The sequence below is a fragment of the Paenibacillus liaoningensis genome (genome assembly GCF_059609455.1).
This window is the reverse complement of the sequence record NZ_JCAALU010000005.1, coordinates 102,758-121,976: the sequence shown is the minus strand read 5'-3', so window position 1 is coordinate 121,976 and position 19,219 is coordinate 102,758. Positions and strand designations below refer to the sequence as shown.

The following is a 19,219-nucleotide window of genomic DNA, read 5'->3' as shown; positions in this document are numbered from 1 at the left end:
TCCGTATCCTTAACTTATCTTCAAAATATCTCCTGATCTTACAGCGCTTTGACCTGATTATCCTCATGCTGGGCTTCGGCCGAATAATGCCCTGACTTCACAACCTTTGTTGTCAAATACTTCTCATTGTAGACCGAGGTTTGGCCCCAAAGCGGAACACGGCGGGCAATGTGCATGCCAGCATCACGAAGCGCCTCCACTTTGCGCGGGTTGTTCGTAATAATCGATACGGGCTGCGAGCGAAGCAGCTTCAAGACTGCAATGGATTCGCTGTAATCGCGAGCGTCCTCGGCAAAGCCCAGCTCCAAGTTCGCATCAACCGTATCCAGTCCTTCCTCTTGAAGCAGGTAAGCCATTGCCTTGCTGAACAAGCCAATGCCACGGCCTTCATGATTGGCCAAATAAAATAAGGCACCCGTTCCATGCTCGGTAATCATTCGCATCGACTGCTTAAGCTGAAAGCCGCAATCACAGCGTTGGCTGCCAAAAATATCGCCCGTATGGCAAATGCTGTGCATGCGAATCAGCGCATCTTCGCCTTCGGCAAAATCGCCATAGACGAGCACGCTGGATTGCTGAAGCTCCGCATAATGCCCATTTGCCAGCTCGCTGTATAGATCTGCTTCGTCCTGCGCGCTATTTTTCTCACGCTTCAGCCAGCTGTACCACTGGAAAATCTTCGTCTCGCCATCAAGCTCAACCGGGAGCTGAATCGGTCCGACAACGTGGATATCGTATGAATCGCCTTCAATTGTTTTTATTTTGTCATTTATAATAGAACGAATGGATGGTTTAATCATTAGTGTGCACCTTCTTCATCTGTATTTGATATAATAGGTTGAAAGGCTAAGCTTCATCTGCTATACATGCACCTTGCCTTATTAACAATCATAGGGGAACAAATTTTCGCTTACCATTAGTAACTAATTATATATTTGAAATTCCATTACGTCAAGTTATGAGCGTTCAAAAAGTTTGCTTGTATATAAATACTATTAAAGCTATACTTAATAGCAAGTTATAATGAGGTGATCTACATGGAGAAATCCGGGCTTTGTCCGCGCCTGCACAAAGGGATGGACATTATAAGCAAACGATGGACCGGCTTGATCATTTATCAGTTGCTGTCCGGGCCGCAGCGCTTCAGCTGCATTCAAGGCGCCCTTCCCATTAGCGGCAGACTGCTGTCTGAGCGGCTTAAGGATCTTGAAGTTGAGGGCATTGTAAGCCGCGCCGTCTTTCCAGACATTCCAGTTCGCATTGAATATTCGCTCACTGAAAAGGGACACGCACTGGAGCCGGTCATTCGCGAATTGCAGCAATGGTCATCCAATTGGGTAGCGCCTATGTCCATATCCAAGTAAAAGGTTAACGAAGCAGCCTCGGCCCTCCATCGGGCCGGGGTTGTTTTGTGTTTTCGGAGTGGGGGACGCTTCGCGGAATTATAGCAATCTACTATTAACGTCTAGTACCCTCTATCAGTAGGCCACATATAAATATATTATTCGTATCTCCCCATGATAATTGTCCTCATATGCGTTATCACTAGAAAGGAGGAAACCCGATTGCTTACTGTCTTCATTATTTGCTCATCAGGCCTGTCCCTCTATTTCATTCTTAAGCCTCCTCCACCGATTAAACAGCCTACTATTCTAACCCTATCCTCTACGGCAACAGATAATCGCTATGACAGCATTAGCATAGAAACCGCTCAGCATACTGCTGCTGCCGCAAATGAATAACCCTTTGCTGCTTCACTATGAATTTAATCAAGAATTCGAGGTGATTAACATTTGATCTCGCTACCTTCCATTATCGTGTCCCTGTTTGCTTTCCTTTTCACTATTTTGCTCATTTTGTGGCGACCCAGAGGGCTGAATGAAGCCATTCCTGCTACGTTTGGCGCCATTCTCGTCCTATTGAGCGGAGTCATCTCGTTGTCGGACCTAGCGCATATTAGCGCCACTGTAAGCGGAGCTGCCATCACTATTATGGCAACGATCGTCATGGCTATCGTGCTAGAAAGCTTCGGCTTTTTCATCTGGGCAGCCGAAGGGCTTGCTATTCGAGCACGAGGCTCAGGACTCAGATTGTTCTGGTATGTAAACCTGATGTGTTTTCTGATGACGCTATTTTTCAACAATGACGGCAGCATTCTTATCACAACCCCGATTTTGCTCATTATGCTGCATCACATGGGACTGAAAAACCACCAAAAAATTCCATACCTACTCTCAGGAGCATTAATCGCTACCGCCTCCAGCGCTCCCATCGGAGTCAGCAATATTGTAAATCTGATTGCGCTGAAAATCGTCGGCATGGATTTGTACATGCATACCGTCATGATGTTTATCCCCGCTACACTAGGTCTGCTGCTGCTCACCTTGCTGCTGTTCCTCTACTTTTACCATCAGCTTCCCCGGGAAGTACCCCATACGATTTCAATCGTCCCTATTCACTCTGGCTACCATCCTTTACTCACTCCTGCCGGAAGCAAGCCTGCACAGCCCAAATACAGCAGCCGCTTTATGAAATCGATTCTGCTTTTCGTCTTCTCCGTTCGGCTCAGCTTATTTGCTGCATCCTATTTGCACATCCCCGTTGAGTGGGTCGCTGTTTTCGGCTCCTTGCTGCTCCTTTGTTGGCGCTGGATTTACCTGAAAATGCCACCGAACGACATTTTGCGTAAAATCCCCTGGCATATACTCATATTCGCCTTCGCCATGTATATCATTATTTATGGCCTGCACAACATTGGCCTGACGCAAGGACTCGTTCAGGTGTTCGAGCCGCTCGTTACTGGCAGCCTGATGAATGCAAGCATTTTAATCGGAGGGCTCGTCTCCGCCATGTCTACACTCGTCAACAATCATCCCGCACTCATGATCGGCACGATCACGCTTACTGAAATGAACCTCGACCCGCTTACCCTCAAAATCGCCTACCTCGCCAGCGTCATTGGGAGCGATATTGGCTCACTCATTTTACCGATAGGCACGCTAGCCTCACTCATTTGGATGAATCTTGTGCAGAAATCCAAAGTAAAAATCAGTTGGATGGATTATGTCAAAGTAACGCTTGTCATCATTCCGCCTGTGCTGCTGTTTACCCTCACTCTTCTTGCTCTATGGGTTGGCTGGATTTTCCCAATGCACTAGCTCACAACAACGTATACATGAGCGGTCAGTCTACAAATAGGTGTTTTCTGATAAATCCGCAGCTATTTCTATGGCAAACGGGCGCTGCCACCAAATGACGGCAGCGCCCGTTTGCCTATAAGGCAGCAGTACTATTTATTTTATTTACTACTAAAAGGTTTACAATTGAGGAATAACGGTTTAATATATATCCCTAGCCGAATTCTAGCACTCTAATATTAAATCGCTTAATTTTTCAATTGAAAAAGCGGGGGAACCAACAACGTGGTTGAAGCGAAAGCTTGAATCGCAAGGGGTGAATCCGGTGCATCTCGCACTGGTAGGGCAGCTCACTGGCCCGAATCCGACAGCTAACTCCGTAAGCGAACGTGAGGAGAGATGAATATGATTGTCCTTCATGCGCCGGACGCTCCGCCTAAGGCGAAGCACGCAATGAAGCTTACGGTCAAACGCATTGAGCTGTTTGTCATTCCAGCACTCAATGTAGACGACGCCGGAAACCGTGCCTGCTTGCGGGTAACGACGGACAAAGGCATTGGCTTTGGCGAGACTTTTGTCGACGAGATGGAGCGCCCTAATGATTGGGGCCTGTGGTGCAGCGCGCTGAGCAGCTTTATCGGCACCTTGTCTATTACAGGACGGTCGCTTCGGAGCGAGCAAGCCGATCATCACAGTGTGTACAACCTATTCGATCATGCGATTCATCATCTCAAAAGCTGGACCGCAGAAATTGAACCGGACGACGGCGCTTCTGAGGAACCTATTTTACTTAGCCGCTCCTTATTCTACCTTTCTATTTTTTAGCTTATTTTAGATCACCATAACGCAAAGGAACCTTCCCCGCCATGTTTCAGCTGGCAGGAAAGGTTCCTTTTTTTCTATCGGCCGCTTGTCCTTTCAAGGTGAAACGGCTTTCGCCGTCCTCTGGCGGCGCGGCGCGTTTCAGTCCGAGAAATATAGAGAAAGGATGGGAAAATCATATACTTTCCTATATTTTAAATAAAATCGGTCATCGAATGGACATTCAGCTCGCCCGGCGACGCAGCGCTGAAAGCCTGATCTCCTTGCGGATTTCGCGCGTAAAACGTAATCGTACGCGGTTCGTTCGGCAGCAGATCGAAATAGTTGTCGCTGAAAATACCTTCGATCGACGCAGAAAGTCGAACCTGCTTGGCCAGCGTATCCGTCTCCAGCACATAAGCGGTGCCGCCGCTGCCTTGAACCTCGCTGATCTTTATGGCCGGAGCCGCAAGCTCAAGCTCATTCATCGGCCTGAAATAATGCTCCTTTTCCTCCACGAGCAGTCCACCCTGCTTTAGCTTCGCCACAAGAACGACTTCACCTGGCTGAATGCCTTCGGAAAGCAGCGCTTCCAGCTCTAAGGAGCAGGCGATATGGCCGTTGTTTGGCTGAAGCGATACCGGAACGGCAAACTGCTTCAGCACCTCGCCCGTGAATGAACGCAGCTCAAGCGCAAGCTCGCCGATGAAAGGTTCATTTTGATCTGACAATACATAACAATCGACGCGGCCGCTGCTCGCGCAGTCAAACGACAGCATGATGTCGCGGAAGCTGCGTGCCGCATAATATTGCAGCGCCTTCCAGCGCCCGTAATAGTCCATTCCCGCCCATGAGGCGACAGGCCAGCAATCGTTCATTTGCCAATACAGGGACCCCATGCAAAATGGCTTTTTCCGCCGATGGGCTTCAATCGCTGTCTTCATCGCTTCCGCCTGCAAAACCTGGCTCAAATAAAGAAATGCCGGGAAATCCTTCGGCTGGCGCAAATACATATCCATATATTCCTTGATCAACTGGTTGCCGCGCGCGTTTTTCTGATGCGCCAGCATTACCTCCGATTCAATGGCCATGTCCGCTTCTTCCGCATACTGCTGCACCGTTTGCAGCTCAGGAAACGATTGGAAGCCGTATTCGCTCATGAATCGGCCGACGTGGACGTTGTATTTTTCAAAAGGCTCTACGTTATGCCAGACGCCCCAATAGTGAATATCGCCGCTCTTCGACAAGTTGAAAGCATGCTGCTCACCGTCTCCCGTCAGCCCCCGCATAGGTGAAGAAGGCCAATACGCAATACCATTGCCAAGCCCCGCGACCGCCTGCGGCAATATCCGGTGGAAAATCGCCTCATAATCAGCCCACAGCTGCTCGCGCTGCTCAGGCGTATAGTCGCGCTTCCAGCCCCAGCCCATATTTTCATCATAATGTGACCAGGCCGTATCGATTTCATTGTTGCCGCACCATATGGCGATACATGGGTGATTGCGCAGACGCCGAACGTTTTCCTCCGCCTCCAGACGCACATTTTCCAGAAAAGCCTCATCTCCGGGATACATGCTGCAAGCGAACATGAAGTCCTGCCAAACGAGCAATCCGTACTCATCGCACAGCTCATAGAAGGCATCCGCCTCATAAATGCCGCCGCCCCACACCCGGAGCATATTCATATTGGATAACGCAGCACTCGCAATTTCATGACGGTAACGCTCATAGGTCACGTCAGGCAGGAAGCTGTCATTCGGAATATGATTGGCTCCTTTCGCGAACACCGGAACCCCATTCAGCTCGATATAAAAGGCATGGCCCTGCTCGTCCTGATCGGTTACCAGCCTCACTGCCCGCAAACCCGTCGTTACACTGCGGCTGCTTACGGGCTGCTCGACCCCATCCTTTGTTTGCATAAGCTGCACTTCAAAATGATACAGCTCCGGCTTGCCGAGGCCTCGGCACCACCAAAGCCGCGGCTGCGCAATAGATGCCGCCAGCTCCACCGTCTGCAAGCCCGCCGCCAGCTGAACCTGCTGCTCCCAGACCCTGCCGTCGGCATTTACCCGCAGCACCCCTTGCCAAGCTTGCTCGCATTCCACTTCTGCTGCAATCCTTAGGCTCGCATGGGCTGCGGTGATTTCCTGCTGCTCGATATACAGATCTGTCAGTCGCACCTCTGACCAGGCAACGAGCCTCACTTCCTTCCATATGCCGCTCGTCACAAATCGCGGGCCCCAGTCCCAGCCATAATGATACGGAGCTTTGCGGGCAAAAACACTGATTTTCTTGTCGCCAAGTCCACCAAGCTCTGACTGGTCATTCGCCGCCGGAAGCGGATAGCCCAGCTTCTCAAGCTTCGGCAAATCCTCGTTAACAGGCGAACGAAACTTGACTGTAATCACATTGCCTTCCGGCTGCAAAACCGGCTTCACATTCATTTTCCAGATGCGGAACATATTATCTGCCGACAGCATATGCTTGCCGTTGACGTACACATCAGCATACGTATCAAGTCCAGTGAATACCAACTCCAGATGCGATTGTGCCAGCATTTCCGGCGTTACCCCGAACGTGGTCTCGTACTCCCAATCCTGCTTATCGATCCACTGCAGCCCATGCTCATTCGTACCGTAAAAAGGGGGGGCTACTTTCTCCTGCCGCAGAAGATCCATGTGCACGTTTCCCGGCACAATCGCGGGCAGCCACTCCTTCTCGCCACAAGCTCTAAAGCTCCAATCGGATAAAACGCTGTTCGCTTCGTTCATCGTGTCCTCCACTATCGTTATATAAGTTTAAATAAAATGTAATTCAGCCTTGTCAGCGTTGAGAGCTGACACTTCCAGAGTCTCGTATTGCAGCGGCTGTCCGTCTGCCTGCTGCATGGCGACCGTGACCGCTTCACCCGGCAGCAGGTCAAAATAATTATCGCTGAAGCGAACGTTGCCCTGCTTCACATCGAGTTTCACAAGTCGCGCTGCTCCGCCCGAAGCGGCTACTGTAACCGTCTGCTCCTGCTTATTAAACGTTGCAGCAAGGGTGCTCTGCGGCAAGCTCAGCTCCAGATGGTCGCGCAAATAATAATAATTGTCCGGCGCGTCCCACTGCGGGGCAGACAGCTTCACGATAACCCGCTCCGGCATAGCACCGTTTAGCACTTCAAGCTCCGTCAGCTCGCCAATTTGAACCGCCTTGTTCGGCGGCAGGCTGACGTCAAAGCTCTGCTCATACCTCAAGCTGCCATCAAGCGCATAACACTGGAACAGCACCTTGCCCTCATACGCTTCCAGCCGGTCATTGACCGCCCATACGCGAAGCGGCTGTCCTGGCTCATAATCGAGCGACAGAAGGAGCGGATGATAGAACTTTTTCGCATAATAAAAAGAAGCCTTCGGCAGCAGCTCATAGTCAATCAGTGACCAGCTCGTACCCGGCCAGCTGTCATTATGCTGCCAGACAAGCGATCCGCTCGTGCGGTGCTTATTGCGCCTGTAATGCTCAATGCCATATTTTAAGCCTTCCGCCTGCGTGAGCATGGAGAAGTTCATATATTCTTCAATATTTTGCGGAATGCCCGTATAGCCTTCCATGAGCAAAATGCCCTTCTGATGGTTCGTATCCTTGTTGCGATGAGCCATCTCTACGCTGCCCCAATAAAATTCGCCTTCCGGGATATAGCGCTCCAGCGTATAGCGGTTAGCAGATGCGTGCATGCCAAACTCGCTGCTGAACAGGGTGAAATCTTTTTTATAATTTTTGAACGTGACGCCTTCAATGCTGTAATCAAGCAGCGGCGCCTCGCCGAATTTGCGCGGGTACACCGAACCATGCCAAACTTGCCAATTGTGGCGGTCGCCGACGTCAGGGTCGTTCGCATCATTGCCGCCATAAGGCGACGACGGCCAATACGGCCTGCTGCTGTCATACTGCTCCAGCACTTCCGGCAGCAGCTCATGGTAGATGCTCTCGCCATAGAAGGGACAAGTAATATCCCCGCCAGCCGACTTCATGTCATACAGCCAGTCAATTTCGTTGTTGCCGCACCATAAAGCAAGCGACGGATGATTGCGCAAACGCTTCACATTATCGATTGCTTCCTGCTTCACATTTTCCATGAAATTACGGTTGAAATCTGGAAAAAGCGCGTTCGCAAAGGCAAAATCCTGCCAGACGAGCACACCAAGACGGTCGCATTCCTCGTAAAAAATATCCTTCTCATAGATGCCACCAGCCCAAATGCGCAGCATATTCATATTGGAATTGACAGCCAGCTCGATTAGATCGGTGTAGCGCTTATCCTTCACCGCTCCAATAAAGCTGTCTGCCGGAATCCAGTTGGAGCCTTTGGCGAACAGCTTGATGCCGTTCAGCAGGAAGGCAAAAGCGGGCTTTCCAGCTTCATCCTCCAGCTGCAGCTCAATCGTCCGAATGCCGCAGGGCTTGCGATAGCTGTCAACCTGCTCACCGTCCGCAAGCAGCTGCACCTCAAGCTCATACAAATACGGCTCGCCAAGATCATGCGACCACCACAGCTGCGGCTGCTTTACTGCCAGCTCTGCCGCTGTCTCGCTTCCTCCTTTTACGGAAAGCGCTGCGGATGCCGCAATCTCTCCCTCTCTCGTAAACAGCCTGATTTCAGCAGTCAGCTGCGCCTGCTTGTGATAGGCAACCGTATCGACTGCTACCTTCAGAACCGCTTCTTCCTTGCCAGCCGATAACGTTTGAACGAATACGCTGCCCAGCTTAGCTGCGCGCCTGCGCTCCAGACGAACGCTGCCCCAAATACCGACAGTGACCATTCTTGGCCCCCAGTCCCAGCCGAAGTTCATCGCCGCTTTGCGCAGCCATGGACGTTCCTTCGTATAGGAGGACCACTGGAACTGCTCCTTATCCTGATGATGCAGATGCAGCGGTTCAAAACGGACGGCAATGGCGTTTTTGCCCGGGCGCACAACCTTCGTCACATCAAAAGCATAAATGCGGTGCATATTTTCCGCTGTCCCTATTTCCAGTCCATTGACGAATATCGTTGCAAAGGTATCCAAGCCTTCAAAAATCAGCTCATGCCGCTCCCCTTGGTCCTCATGGACCTCATAGTCGAACTGCGCACGATACCACCACTCCTTCTGCTCGATCCAGCGGCATTTGATGTCGTTATGCCCAAAATAGGGATGCTCAATAATCCGCCGATCAATCAGTGTGGAATGTACATCTCCGGGAACCTTCGCCGTCATCCAAAAACGGTCGTCAAGTCCAGGTGCCGCCACCTGAAGAGGAGGCTTCTCCCCTACTTCAAAATGCTGCAATCGCCACTCCGTTATTTTCATATGGCTCTCCTCCTCCAATTTATCTCTATATGTGTGTTGAAAAAGAATACGTTAAGCGCGAAGAAGACCCGCCTCCAATCGCTTGCGATTTTTCAGCCGGGCCTTCTCCGCGCTATGACTTTTTCGCCGCACTTTTTAATATTTTCGTGAAGCTATACTTACTTGTTCAGCTTCGCTTCTGCATCTTTCCCTTTATCGAGCAGCGTTTGATAAGCCTCTTCCAATGTTGCTTGGCCAAACATAACCGCTTCCATTTCGGATTTGTAGGTTTTTACGAAGTCCTCCGCACCTGCAGGAGCTGGATAGAAAGGCAATGCTTTCGGTTTTGCCGCTTCAAGCAGCTCTTTAGCAAACAAGTCTCCGGACGCAAGCGTCGGCTCGAGCTCTTTGAACACCTCTTCGTTGATTGGAATACCGCGTGTCAAGCCGAGTGTCTTGCCGGATTCTTTGTCGGCCACGAACCACTTAATGAACGCTTTCGCCTGCTCCTTGCTAGCCGAGCCTTCGCTCACAGACAAGAAAATCGTCGATTGCGCCCAGCCGCCTCCAGCTTCGCCGATCGGAATGCTGTTCACCCCAAGCTTGCCAGGGAGCAATGATTCAATGACACTTGCCGAGCCGACAGATGCGGTTCTCAGCATAACTTTGCCTGAAGCCATCGAATCGAGCTGCGGATCATTTTCCTTAAAGGAAAGCTGCTGGTCCGCCGCAGGCACGATGCCATCTTTGCGGAAGTCCGCATAAATTTGCTGGAACTTCATCCAAGTATCTTTATCGAGATTAAACGTTGTACCATCTTTGAAGATCGGCCCTTTGCCTTGGGAGGTTTGGTAATATTGATAAAATTCCCAAATGTTCGTCATGTCGTCAATGCCGTATTGGCCCTTCGGCAGCTTCTCATGCGCTTCTTTCGCATAGGCGAAGAAGTCGTCCCATGACCAATTGTTCGTCGGAAGCTTAACACCCGCCGCTTCCAGCGCCTCTTTATTGTAGACGATGCCTTGTCCGTTATAGCTGAGAGGAATGCCGTACACCTTGCCGCCAATTTTAATATTTTCCAATACCTGCGGATCAACGACACCTGTCAAATCGATATCGGACAGATCAGCTAGCAGGCCGCGTTTCGCATAGCCTTGAATGTAAGCCGCATCCATTTGCAGCACGTCTGGCAGCGTGTTCGATGCCGCGAGCGTCGGCAGCTTTTCCCAATAACCGTCCCAAGCTGTATACTCAGGCGCAAACGTCACGTTCGGGTTCTTGGACGTATACAGCTCCAAATCCTTAAGCGTGGCATCATGCCTTGCCTGCGAGCCCCACCACATCACCTTCAGCTTTGCCGCAGCATCCGCATTTCCAGCAGACGAAGCCGCTGGCGCAGTGCTTGCTGTAGCTGAGCTGCCGCCGCTGTTAGAGCCACAGCCGGAAAGAACGAGGGGAACCGAAATCAGAGTAACGGGAAGCCATTTCAACCATTTTCTTTGTGTTTTCATACGTAGAACACTCCCTCTTTTATATAAATATAGTGAAGCCGCTAGTTAAAACCCTTTTGACGCTTTACCCTTTGATGCCCGTAGTCGCGATACCCTCTACGAAATGCTTTTGGGCGACGAAGAACAAAATCGCTGACGGGACGACAGACAATAGAGACATCGCAAGCAATTGCCCCCACTGGACCTCGAATTGGTCAATGAACATCCGCAGCGCGAGGCCAACCGTAAATTTCTCGACTGAGCTGAGGTAAAGCAGCTGCGAGAAGAAGTCATCCCAGCTCCACAGGAAGGTGAAAATCCCTACGGTGACGAGCGCCGGCTTAATAAGCGGAGCGATGATGCGAAAGAAAATGCCGTATACCGATGCGCCATCAATTTGCGCCGCTTCATCAAGCTCACGCGGAATGCCCCGCACGAACTGGACGACCAGGAAGACGAAGAAGGCGCCGCCGCCGAAGAAATGCGGGAGGACAAGCGGAACGTAACTGTCAGTGAACCCTAGCTTGTTGAACAATATATATTGCGGCACGACGGTTACCTGAGCCGGCAGCATCATCGTGAGCAGCAATATCGAAAACCAGAAGTTGCGAAGCTTGAAGTTCAAACGTCCAAAACCGTAGCCAACGAGCGCAGCTGTAGCAACGCCGCCTATGACATTCCACACTTCCATCATTAAGGTGTTGGCGAAGAAAGTGGCAAAGGTGAACTGTGGCGAGAAATTCCAGCCATTCGTATAGTTTTCCCACATGAAAACGGTTGGCCATAGCGACGGCTCCCCAAGCTCAGCCGTGCTTTTGAAAGATGCCCCGACCCACCAAATCACCGGATAAAGCATAAGCAGCGAGAACGGGAGCAAAATCAAATGGCTGCGAAATGCAGCTAGCTTTTCTGATCTCATTTGGATTTCCCCCCATCCGATTCGTAAAATACCCAATATTTCGATACTAGGAAGTTAATTGCCGTAAAGGCCGCGATAATGACGAGCAATATCCAGGCAAGTGCTGATGCATAACCCATCTCATACTGCTTGAATGCCTTCTCGTATAGGAACAGCACGTACATATAGGTCCCGTTCGCCGGGCCGCCCTGTGTTATGACGAATGCCGAGGTAAACATTTGGAAGGCATTGATAATGCCCAGCACGAGGTTGAAGAACATAACAGGCGAGAGCATCGGAATCGTAATTTTGAAAAACTGGCGAAGCTTGCTCGCTCCATCGACGGAAGCCGATTCATAAAGGTCTTTCGGAATTTGCTTAAGGCCGGCTAGAAAAATAACCATCGTTGATCCAAATTGCCAAGCGTTCAGCAAGATCAATGTACCTAGTGCCGTATCTGGATTAGATATCCAGCCAATTCCTTCAATGCCGAACCAGCTAAGCACATGATTGACGTAGCCATCTAGGCCGAACATGTTTCTCCACAATGCAGATACCGCGATGCTGCCGCCGATTAGCGATGGAAAATAAATCGCCGTCCGGTACCAGTTGAGGCCTCTTACCTTCTTGTTAAGTAAAAGCGCAACCATTAGCGAGAAAAACAGTTTAATCGGAACGGCAAGCAAAACGAAGGTAAAGGTGACCGTTAGCGATTTTACAAACAGCCGATCTTTCGTAAAGATGCTCTCGTAATTATCCGTTCCGGTCCACGTTGGTGAATCCAGCAGCGAATAATCGGTGAAAGACAAGTAGAACGATTGTAAAATCGGCCACAGCGTCAGCAGCAGAAAGCCGATCAGCCAAGGGGAGATAAATACGTAGCCAGCAATATCGTGCCCCGTAATTTTCCAGCGGCTTTGTTTTTTATTAAGCATGGCAAGACCTCTTTTCAGCGCGGGATAAATGGTCGAACTTTGTTGAACCCTGTATATCGTAAACCAATAGTAGTATGAAAGCGTAAACATTGTCAACCTAAATTTTTGTTATTGTTATGTTTACAATAAATAATAAAAGTTTACTTAAAGCGTTTACAACGATAACAAATAGAAAAACTCAGTCTATTGCACAAAAAAAGACGGTTATGCGAGAATCGTTCCCCGCCAACCGTCTTACTGAAGCTATTTTCGCTTTGCTGAGCTATAACTAAAAACCTAACAAATACATTTCTACTTATTTACAGGATCGCCTACACTCTCCCGTATAATTAAATCGCTTTGCAGCAAAATTTTCGCATAGGGCATATGCCCATTTTCCAGCCGCCATTGCAGCAGCTCAACGGCCTTTATGCCAAGCGCCTCTTTCTCTGCATTTACCGTCGTAATGATTGGCGTTTCCCCTAATATTTCAAGATTGTTGTCAAAGCCCGTTAGAGAGCATTGCTCGGGGACCTGCTTGCCAAGCTGCTGCAATGCGTTCATTGCGAGCAGGGCAATTTGGTCATTCGCACATACGAATGCAGTTGGAAAATGGCTCGCCTCCAGCTCTTTGAGACTGGCTTGCAGCAAATTCAGATTATGCGCATCCAACGTCGGTTTTACTTTAAGCAAGCCCTCGCTTGGCACATAGTCAAGCCGGCTCTCGTCCATAACCGAGCGGAAGCCGCTCCAGCGGTCAATAAAGCTGCGGGAATAGCCAAGCTCCCCGATAAATTGAATCCGGGTGTGGCCTTTGCCGAGCAAAAACTTGACCAGCTTGCGAATAATATCATAGTTGTTCATAAAGATGCTGTCGCATTCCAGCAGCTCATCCTCATGGTCAACTAAAATAAACGGAATCGCCTTGTTGCGCAGCTCAACCAGCATCGGCGTGGCGATCAAACCAACACCAATAATGCCCATTAAGCCTTCAGGCTTCATGACGAGGTTGAAATTTCGCGGCGAATCATCGGAAATGAGGACGGAGCCAAGCCCCTTCGCCTCCAAGCATTTGGAAATGCCGTCAAGCACTTTGCCCCAATAGCCCGATTCCTGATTTTGGCTGCGAATATTCGGAATGAGAATGCCGACGATTTGATGCTCTTCCTCGTCCGTCTGCTTGCTGCTTACCGTTTTTTTGGCGCTTTTCTGATTCATGTAGCCGAGCTGCGAGGCCATTTCAAATATTTTGCTGCGCGTAACGGCGCTAATGCCCGATTTTCCCGATAAAGCTTTGGATACCGCATATTTGGATACGCCTACCCGATCCGCTATTTCCTGCATCGTAATCTTTTTTTGCTTCCCCACGGCCAATCACTCCAAGTCCAAACAGCTGTAGTCAACTCGTATTTTGTAAACCAAACAATTTATTGTTTATCATAACAAATCCACTCCTCCCTGTACACAAGCTAAAATATTGGAATATTTTACTATTCAGTGGCTGCGGCGGCTGGGCGATCGATCGCCTTATCCGACTCGCCCGCATTGCGGCTCGCTTCCTCGCGGTTGCTCTGCATTTCTTCGACCGATTTTGTTTTCAGACGAGCGGCACCTTCATAGCTGCGTACCGGAATGGCAAGGCCATTTTCCAGACGTTTTTTTGCGGCAGCAATCGCCTCTCCATATTGCGGAAGCCATGGCTCCTGGGCAACAAGCATTTCATCGACCATTTGCCAAATCTCATTTGGATTGCACACCGCTCCGACCAGCGGGTCCATCATCATCGCTTGGCGCAGCAGCTTGTCATCGCCCTGAATGGCCGCTTCTACGGCCAGACGCTGAACGGAAATGCTGACATTGCAAACAGCCGCGCAGCCGAGCGGCAAATCGCCAACATGCGGCATGCTGATGCCGTTGCGATCCGCGTAGCCCGGCGCTTCAATAATGGCATCATCCGGCAAATTGGAAATAACGCCATTGTTGACGACGTTGAAGTGGCCTCGGTACACCTGTCCCGTCTCCAGCCCCTCGATAATATACGAGCCATGCTCCTGGCCGCGATGCTCCTTGGTGTACGCTTTCGGTTCTTCCTTCATCCAGTTCGGGAAGTCCGTCTCAAACCAGTTGCGCCCTTCCGTACATACGCGCAAGTAGCCGCCCGTTTCTCCGTTAATCCACGTTCCAAGGTCGATCCAGTCGCGAATTTCCTCCGGACGTTTGCGGTACCAAGGCACATATTCGCTCAAATGGCCGTTTGATTCTGTGCTGTAATAGCCGAAGCGGCGCAGCATATCGATGCGGACCTTCTCTGTTTTGCTGAATTCCGGATGCTGTTCAAATGCCTCCAGCAGCTTGCCTGTCATATCCTCGCCATTATGTTTAATTTGCACATACCACGTCTGATGGTTGATTCCTGCACAAATAATGTCTACTTCTTCACGCGGCAGGCCCAATACTTCGGCAATTTGCGCATGTCCGCCTTGAACGCCATGGCACAGGCCAATCGTCCGTACGCCGCCATATTTATTGCATGCCCATGTAAGCATCGCCATTGGGTTAGCATAGTTCATCAGCAAGCAGTTCGGCTCCGCCACCTCGCGAATATCTTTGCAAATATTCATCATTTCGGCAATGCCCCGCTGTCCATACATGATGCCGCCTGCACAAATGGTATCGCCCACGCATTGGTCAATGCCGTATTTGAGCGGGATGTCGACATCGGTCTGAAAAGCTTCCAAGCCACCGACACGAATCGTTACAAAAATGTAACGTGCATCCTTCAATGCTTCCCGGCGATCGGTCGTAGGCTCGATTTCAATCGCAAGGCCATTTTCATGAATATCCCGTTGGCAAAGCTGGGTAACCATATCGAGATTTTGCGGATTAATATCCTGAAACGCAACTTTGATGTTGTTGAACTCTGGAACGGTCAGCAAATCACGCAGCAATCCCCTAGTAAAACCAATACTTCCTGCTCCAATAAACGCAACTTTAAATGACATTGATTAACGCCTCCAATGGCTTGCAATATAGTAGTGAACAATACGCTAATTGTAGCACCAGCAACGTGGAGGCGTTTGCACAATTGTAACTTCTATTTTGCTTTCTTGTATAAAATCCTAACTATATAAGATGAATGATCGACTAGATAAGTACGCCATCTCAGCGCTCCACTTCCTTGCGCACAGCGCGGCGATAAGCGAGCGGCGTCTCATTCGTATATTTTTTGAAAAGGGTACTGAAATATTGGCTGCTGTTGACGCCGACATAATGGCAAATATCGCTGACCGGAATATCGGTCTGCTCCAGCAGCATCCTCCCCTTCTCCATCCGAAAACGCATCACATAATCCATAACCGAGCAGCCCGTTCCCGCTTTAAATATGCGGTGAAAATACCCCGGATGCAGCCTTACAGCCGCCGCAATATCCTTGACCTGAATGTCGCGGTCATAATTTTGCTGAATATAGGCGATGCTCTCTCCCACATAAAACTCCGCCGCATCATGCGACTGGCTTGAGGTTTCCTGTGCCAGCCTGCCGATCTGCACGAGCAGCTGCGTCAGCTGAAGCGCTGTGAGAAGCTGCTCCGCGCGCCGCTTGCCGTCCAGCTCCAGCACGAGTGCCTTCAGCATTTGATACACATTGCTCGGATCGTAAAGCAGCAAATAATCATGCTTCACTGCGAACAGCTCCGCGAGCGCACGGTCAGTCTCCGCCAGCCGCTTAAGGGAAGGTAGCCCCACACCGGTATGGCTAAAAATAAATTCAACATTGAGCATCCGGCATGCCGTGCCCTGAGCGACGTGAAGACGGTGGGCGACCATCGAGTCGATGACGATGAAATGCCCTTTTTCCATCGGAATGGATTTATTGAGCAGCTCTACCGTACAATCGCCCGATATCACATACATAATTTCCACTGCGCTATGCTGATGATAAGCCATTTCGAAGCCATTCCACTCCTTAAAATAATAGGCTACCACTCGCGGATACTGCTCGGCCTGCATCAATTGCCCCTGAAAAATGCCTCGTCTTTCCACTTCATCGTCCCTCCTCTAATTGAACGCCTTCCAAGCTGCTACAGCAGCCTGCCGTTATCTTTAGCGAACCACAGCCGCATCGTCAACATGCTGAGCACAATAGACGTCAGCGACGATGAAGCCGACATCGCAAAGACGATTAAAATTTGATAACGCACCGCCTCAATCGGGTCTGCCCCGGCGACGATCATCCCTGTCATCATGCCTGGCAGCTGCACGAGGCCGACCGTCTTCATACCGTCCAGCGTCGGAATGAGACTGGAGCGCACGGCCCGGCGCACCGCTTGGCGAATCGCCTGCTTCGTCGTCGCTCCAAGCGCCAGCAGCGTCTCAATCTCGCCCCGCGACGCTTCAAGCTCGCGTTTCATATGGTTCAAATAGAGGCCGCATACAATCATGGAGCTGCCGATAATCATCCCGCTGACCGGAATAATATACCGTGGCTCAGCCTCAATAATGCGGAGCGAGAGCAGGAGTGCGAGCGTTACCATCTCCGTGCCTGCCAATGCCAGCGCAATGCGCAGCCGAATGCCCTTAACCGGCAATGCGCGGGAGCCGGCATTCCACGACGCCACCGTAATCATTGAAATAATAATGAGCACAATAAAAATCGGATGATTCGCTTCAAAAATAAAATGAAGCAAAAAACCGATAAACAGCAGCTGTACAGCGGAGCGGATCGTGCCAGTAATGATTTCCTTCTCTAAGCCAAGCTTCTGCTTCATCGAGATAAATGTCGTTATGGCGACGAATACTAGCGTGCAGGCGAGCGCAATATTATTCATGCTGGTCATCCCTCTGCTCTGGCGCATGCTGACTGTCTAAAAAGCTGCGCGCCTGCTCCGACCCGGGATTGGTGAAAAAAGCTTCCGTAGCGCTTTGCTCCAGCAGCCTGCCCTCCGCCATAAACCAGATACGCTCGCTTACTTGCCGCGCCTGCTCCAGATCATGGGTAATCCAGATGAACGCCGTGCCTTCCTCTGAGCACCATTCGCTTAGAAACAGCTCCACCTGCCGCTTGCTTTTCGGATCAAGCGATGACGTCGTCTCATCAAGCAGCAGCAGCGGCGAACGGAGCAATAAGGCCCGCGCGAGCGCCGTACGCTGCTTCTCGCCGCCGGATAAGCTTTCCGCCTCCTTGCTCCATTCGATATGCCCAAGGCCAACGCCTTCCATGCAGCGCCTTGCCAGCGCTTCATCAAACGGCTTCCCCTGCAGTTCACTGACCGTGCGTAAATTGTACTCGACCGTTCCCGGCAGCATAATCGGCGTCTGAGCCACATAACAGACGATGCGCCGCCACTCCTCGGGCTTCCATTCGCTGCTTGTCCGTCCTTGGAGCATAAGCTCTCCCGCATCCAGCTCACCTAGCAGCGATACGATGCACAGCAGCGTGCTTTTGCCCTGACCGGATGTGCCTAGCAGCGCAATACGCTCCCCAGCCTGCACCTGCGCTGTAATCCCTTCAAAAAGCCATTCGGGATTTTTTCTATATTTTGATACGTTATTCAATGTCAATAACGGGGCCACCTGTCTCTCTCCTTCATCCGTAACCTGCATTCCACCATTATACTCTGCTCCCCGCCTGCTCGAAAGAGGACAGCCTGACAGCAGTTGGGAGCAGCAGCTCCGCTGTATCCGCTCTCATAGGCAATTGTGTCTTTTTCGCGACTATCCTTCGGGTATTGTGACAAGAAACAGTGGTTTTATTATTGACAACAATGGGGATCGCATGTAATGATAATGATAATTGTTATCAGTAATGAATTAAAAGATAAAGATGAGGTGTTGAGCCATGGCATTTCAGCAACCATATAGCATTTTGATTGTTGATGATGAGGAGCATATCCGCAAGCTGCTCAAGTTATTTTTGAAAAAAGAAGGCTGGATCGTCGAAGAAGCTTCGGACGGCATCAACGGCTTGTTCAAGGCGATGCAATACAATTATTCGATGATTTTGCTCGATCGTAATTTGCCGGGAATGGACGGGCTTGAATTTTGCCGCGAGCTTAAGAAGAAAAAATCGACGCCCGTCATTATGCTTTCCGCCTGTGGCGAAGAGGATGACCGGCTCGACGGCTTCCAAGCCGGCTCCGACGATTATGTCGTTAAGCCATTCAGCCCGCGCGAGCTAATGTACCGCATTAAGGCGATCATCCGCCGCACCTCGGAGTTTGCTTATCGCGCCTTGCAGCGCAAGCAGACGCCCGATCTCACGCTGCCAGGACTCGTCTTCGATTATGATTCGCGGCAAGTCATTGCCGGAAACAGCAAGGTGAAGCTGACGTTCCGCGAATATGAGCTGCTGCGCTTTATGGCAGCCAACATCAATCAGCCCATTTCCCGCGAGGATTTAATGCGGCGAATTTGGGGCTATCAATCGCTCGGCGATTACCGGACGATCGATACGCATGTGAAGCGGATCAGAGAGAAGCTGAACCGCGTCCACCCCGAATCTGCCTCCTTGATTCAGACGGTATGGGGCATTGGCTATTGCCTGATGAATCCTGCGGCAGAGACCATTTAAGCGGGCGGCTGAAGCAGGCAGGCAAAAACATCCCCTCCTAATGGCATGCTTTTGCCTGCCTGTTGTGGCACGCCGCTCCCCGGCTTTGACCCTCCCCGCTTC

Annotated in this window: 15 protein-coding genes and 1 riboswitch; of the genes, 4 read left to right on the top strand and 11 right to left on the bottom strand. The window is 50.5% G+C overall.

All coding sequences use genetic code 11. The features are described 5' to 3' along the window. Positions 1 to 38: 38 nt before the first annotated feature. On the bottom strand, positions 39 to 800 hold the full coding sequence (locus AC6B99_RS08385) for a GTP cyclohydrolase II (RefSeq protein WP_056034333.1): 762 nt from the start codon (positions 798 to 800) through the stop codon (positions 39 to 41). Between the two features lie 237 nt (positions 801 to 1,037). Between AC6B99_RS08385 and AC6B99_RS08380 the strand changes: the two genes are divergently transcribed. The 3 genes from AC6B99_RS08380 (at position 1,038) to AC6B99_RS08370 (ending at position 3,962) form a co-directional block, all read left to right on the top strand. Continuing rightward, complete coding sequence (locus tag AC6B99_RS08380; protein ID WP_494857811.1) at positions 1,038 to 1,364, top strand: winged helix-turn-helix transcriptional regulator; 327 nt, start codon at positions 1,038 to 1,040, stop codon at positions 1,362 to 1,364. A gap of 429 nt (positions 1,365 to 1,793) precedes the next feature. Then, a complete protein-coding gene (locus AC6B99_RS08375; RefSeq protein ID WP_496663180.1) occupies positions 1,794 to 3,158 on the top strand; it encodes an arsenic transporter in 1,365 nt (454 codons plus the stop codon). 214 nt (positions 3,159 to 3,372) lie between these two features. Further along, positions 3,373 to 3,538: riboswitch (cyclic di-AMP (ydaO/yuaA leader) on the top strand. Positions 3,539 to 3,542: 4 nt separating this feature from the next. Further along, positions 3,543 to 3,962 carry a hypothetical protein gene (locus AC6B99_RS08370; RefSeq protein WP_056034324.1) on the top strand — a complete coding sequence of 140 codons (420 nt, stop codon included), beginning with the start codon at positions 3,543 to 3,545 and terminating at the stop codon, positions 3,960 to 3,962. A 191-nt stretch (positions 3,963 to 4,153) separates the two neighbouring features. Here AC6B99_RS08370 and AC6B99_RS08365 read toward each other — a convergent pair whose 3' ends face one another. The 10 genes from AC6B99_RS08365 to AC6B99_RS08320 form a co-directional block, all read right to left on the bottom strand. Then, positions 4,154 to 6,709 (bottom strand): beta-mannosidase, encoded by a 2,556-nt coding sequence (locus AC6B99_RS08365; protein ID WP_496663179.1) that lies wholly within the window; start codon positions 6,707 to 6,709, stop codon positions 4,154 to 4,156. A 27-nt stretch (positions 6,710 to 6,736) separates the two neighbouring features. Next, positions 6,737 to 9,268, bottom strand: coding sequence for a beta-mannosidase (locus AC6B99_RS08360; protein WP_496663178.1), 2,532 nt, complete (start codon positions 9,266 to 9,268; stop codon positions 6,737 to 6,739). A gap of 158 nt (positions 9,269 to 9,426) precedes the next feature. Next, positions 9,427 to 10,758, bottom strand: a complete 1,332-nt coding sequence (locus tag AC6B99_RS08355; RefSeq protein ID WP_056043437.1) for an ABC transporter substrate-binding protein — start codon at positions 10,756 to 10,758, stop codon at positions 9,427 to 9,429. Between the two features lie 64 nt (positions 10,759 to 10,822). Next, positions 10,823 to 11,656, bottom strand: a complete 834-nt coding sequence (locus AC6B99_RS08350; protein WP_056043433.1) for a carbohydrate ABC transporter permease — start codon at positions 11,654 to 11,656, stop codon at positions 10,823 to 10,825. Continuing rightward, entirely contained in the window at positions 11,653 to 12,570 is a 918-nt protein-coding gene (locus AC6B99_RS08345) for a carbohydrate ABC transporter permease (protein ID WP_056043430.1), read from the bottom strand. Before AC6B99_RS08345 ends, AC6B99_RS08350 begins: the two co-directional genes overlap by 4 nt. A 291-nt stretch (positions 12,571 to 12,861) precedes the next feature. After that, on the bottom strand, positions 12,862 to 13,917 hold the full coding sequence (locus tag AC6B99_RS08340) for a substrate-binding domain-containing protein (protein WP_081419170.1): 1,056 nt from the start codon (positions 13,915 to 13,917) through the stop codon (positions 12,862 to 12,864). A 122-nt stretch (positions 13,918 to 14,039) separates the two neighbouring features. Beyond that, entirely contained in the window at positions 14,040 to 15,551 is a 1,512-nt protein-coding gene (locus tag AC6B99_RS08335) for an alpha-glucosidase/alpha-galactosidase (RefSeq protein WP_496663177.1), read from the bottom strand. A 160-nt stretch (positions 15,552 to 15,711) separates the two neighbouring features. After that, positions 15,712 to 16,590, bottom strand: a complete 879-nt coding sequence (locus AC6B99_RS08330; RefSeq protein ID WP_056043427.1) for an AraC family transcriptional regulator — start codon at positions 16,588 to 16,590, stop codon at positions 15,712 to 15,714. A gap of 38 nt (positions 16,591 to 16,628) precedes the next feature. Then, the gene (locus AC6B99_RS08325) at positions 16,629 to 17,375 is read right to left on the bottom strand and encodes an ABC transporter permease (RefSeq protein ID WP_496663176.1); all 747 of its coding nucleotides are present in this window, start codon (positions 17,373 to 17,375) and stop codon (positions 16,629 to 16,631) included. Continuing rightward, the gene (locus tag AC6B99_RS08320; protein ID WP_496663175.1) at positions 17,368 to 18,108 is read right to left on the bottom strand and encodes an ABC transporter ATP-binding protein; all 741 of its coding nucleotides are present in this window, start codon (positions 18,106 to 18,108) and stop codon (positions 17,368 to 17,370) included. The genes AC6B99_RS08325 and AC6B99_RS08320 overlap by 8 nt, the downstream gene beginning before the upstream one ends. Before the next feature lie 277 nt (positions 18,109 to 18,385). Between AC6B99_RS08320 and AC6B99_RS08315 the strand changes: the two genes are divergently transcribed. Continuing rightward, positions 18,386 to 19,117 (top strand): response regulator transcription factor, encoded by a 732-nt coding sequence (locus AC6B99_RS08315; RefSeq protein WP_099519319.1) that lies wholly within the window; start codon positions 18,386 to 18,388, stop codon positions 19,115 to 19,117. Positions 19,118 to 19,219 lie beyond the last annotated feature (102 nt).

Excerpts from the sequence above, each read along its gene's own strand:
- AC6B99_RS08325 (WP_496663176.1), bottom strand. The coding sequence starts at position 17,375 with ATGAATAATATTGCGCTCGCCTGCACGCTAGTATTCGTCGCCATAACG.
- AC6B99_RS08355 (WP_056043437.1), bottom strand. The coding sequence starts at position 10,758 with ATGAAAACACAAAGAAAATGGTTGAAATGGCTTCCCGTTACTCTGATT.
- AC6B99_RS08385 (WP_056034333.1), bottom strand. The coding sequence starts at position 800 with ATGATTAAACCATCCATTCGTTCTATTATAAATGACAAAATAAAAACA.
- AC6B99_RS08350 (WP_056043433.1), bottom strand. The coding sequence starts at position 11,656 with ATGAGATCAGAAAAGCTAGCTGCATTTCGCAGCCATTTGATTTTGCTC.
- AC6B99_RS08365 (WP_496663179.1), bottom strand. The coding sequence starts at position 6,709 with ATGAACGAAGCGAACAGCGTTTTATCCGATTGGAGCTTTAGAGCTTGT.
- AC6B99_RS08380 (WP_494857811.1), top strand. The coding sequence starts at position 1,038 with ATGGAGAAATCCGGGCTTTGTCCGCGCCTGCACAAAGGGATGGACATT.
- AC6B99_RS08360 (WP_496663178.1), bottom strand. The coding sequence starts at position 9,268 with ATGAAAATAACGGAGTGGCGATTGCAGCATTTTGAAGTAGGGGAGAAG.
- AC6B99_RS08345 (WP_056043430.1), bottom strand. The coding sequence starts at position 12,570 with ATGCTTAATAAAAAACAAAGCCGCTGGAAAATTACGGGGCACGATATT.
- AC6B99_RS08370 (WP_056034324.1), top strand. The coding sequence starts at position 3,543 with ATGATTGTCCTTCATGCGCCGGACGCTCCGCCTAAGGCGAAGCACGCA.
- AC6B99_RS08335 (WP_496663177.1), bottom strand. The coding sequence starts at position 15,551 with ATGTCATTTAAAGTTGCGTTTATTGGAGCAGGAAGTATTGGTTTTACT.
- AC6B99_RS08315 (WP_099519319.1), top strand. The coding sequence starts at position 18,386 with ATGGCATTTCAGCAACCATATAGCATTTTGATTGTTGATGATGAGGAG.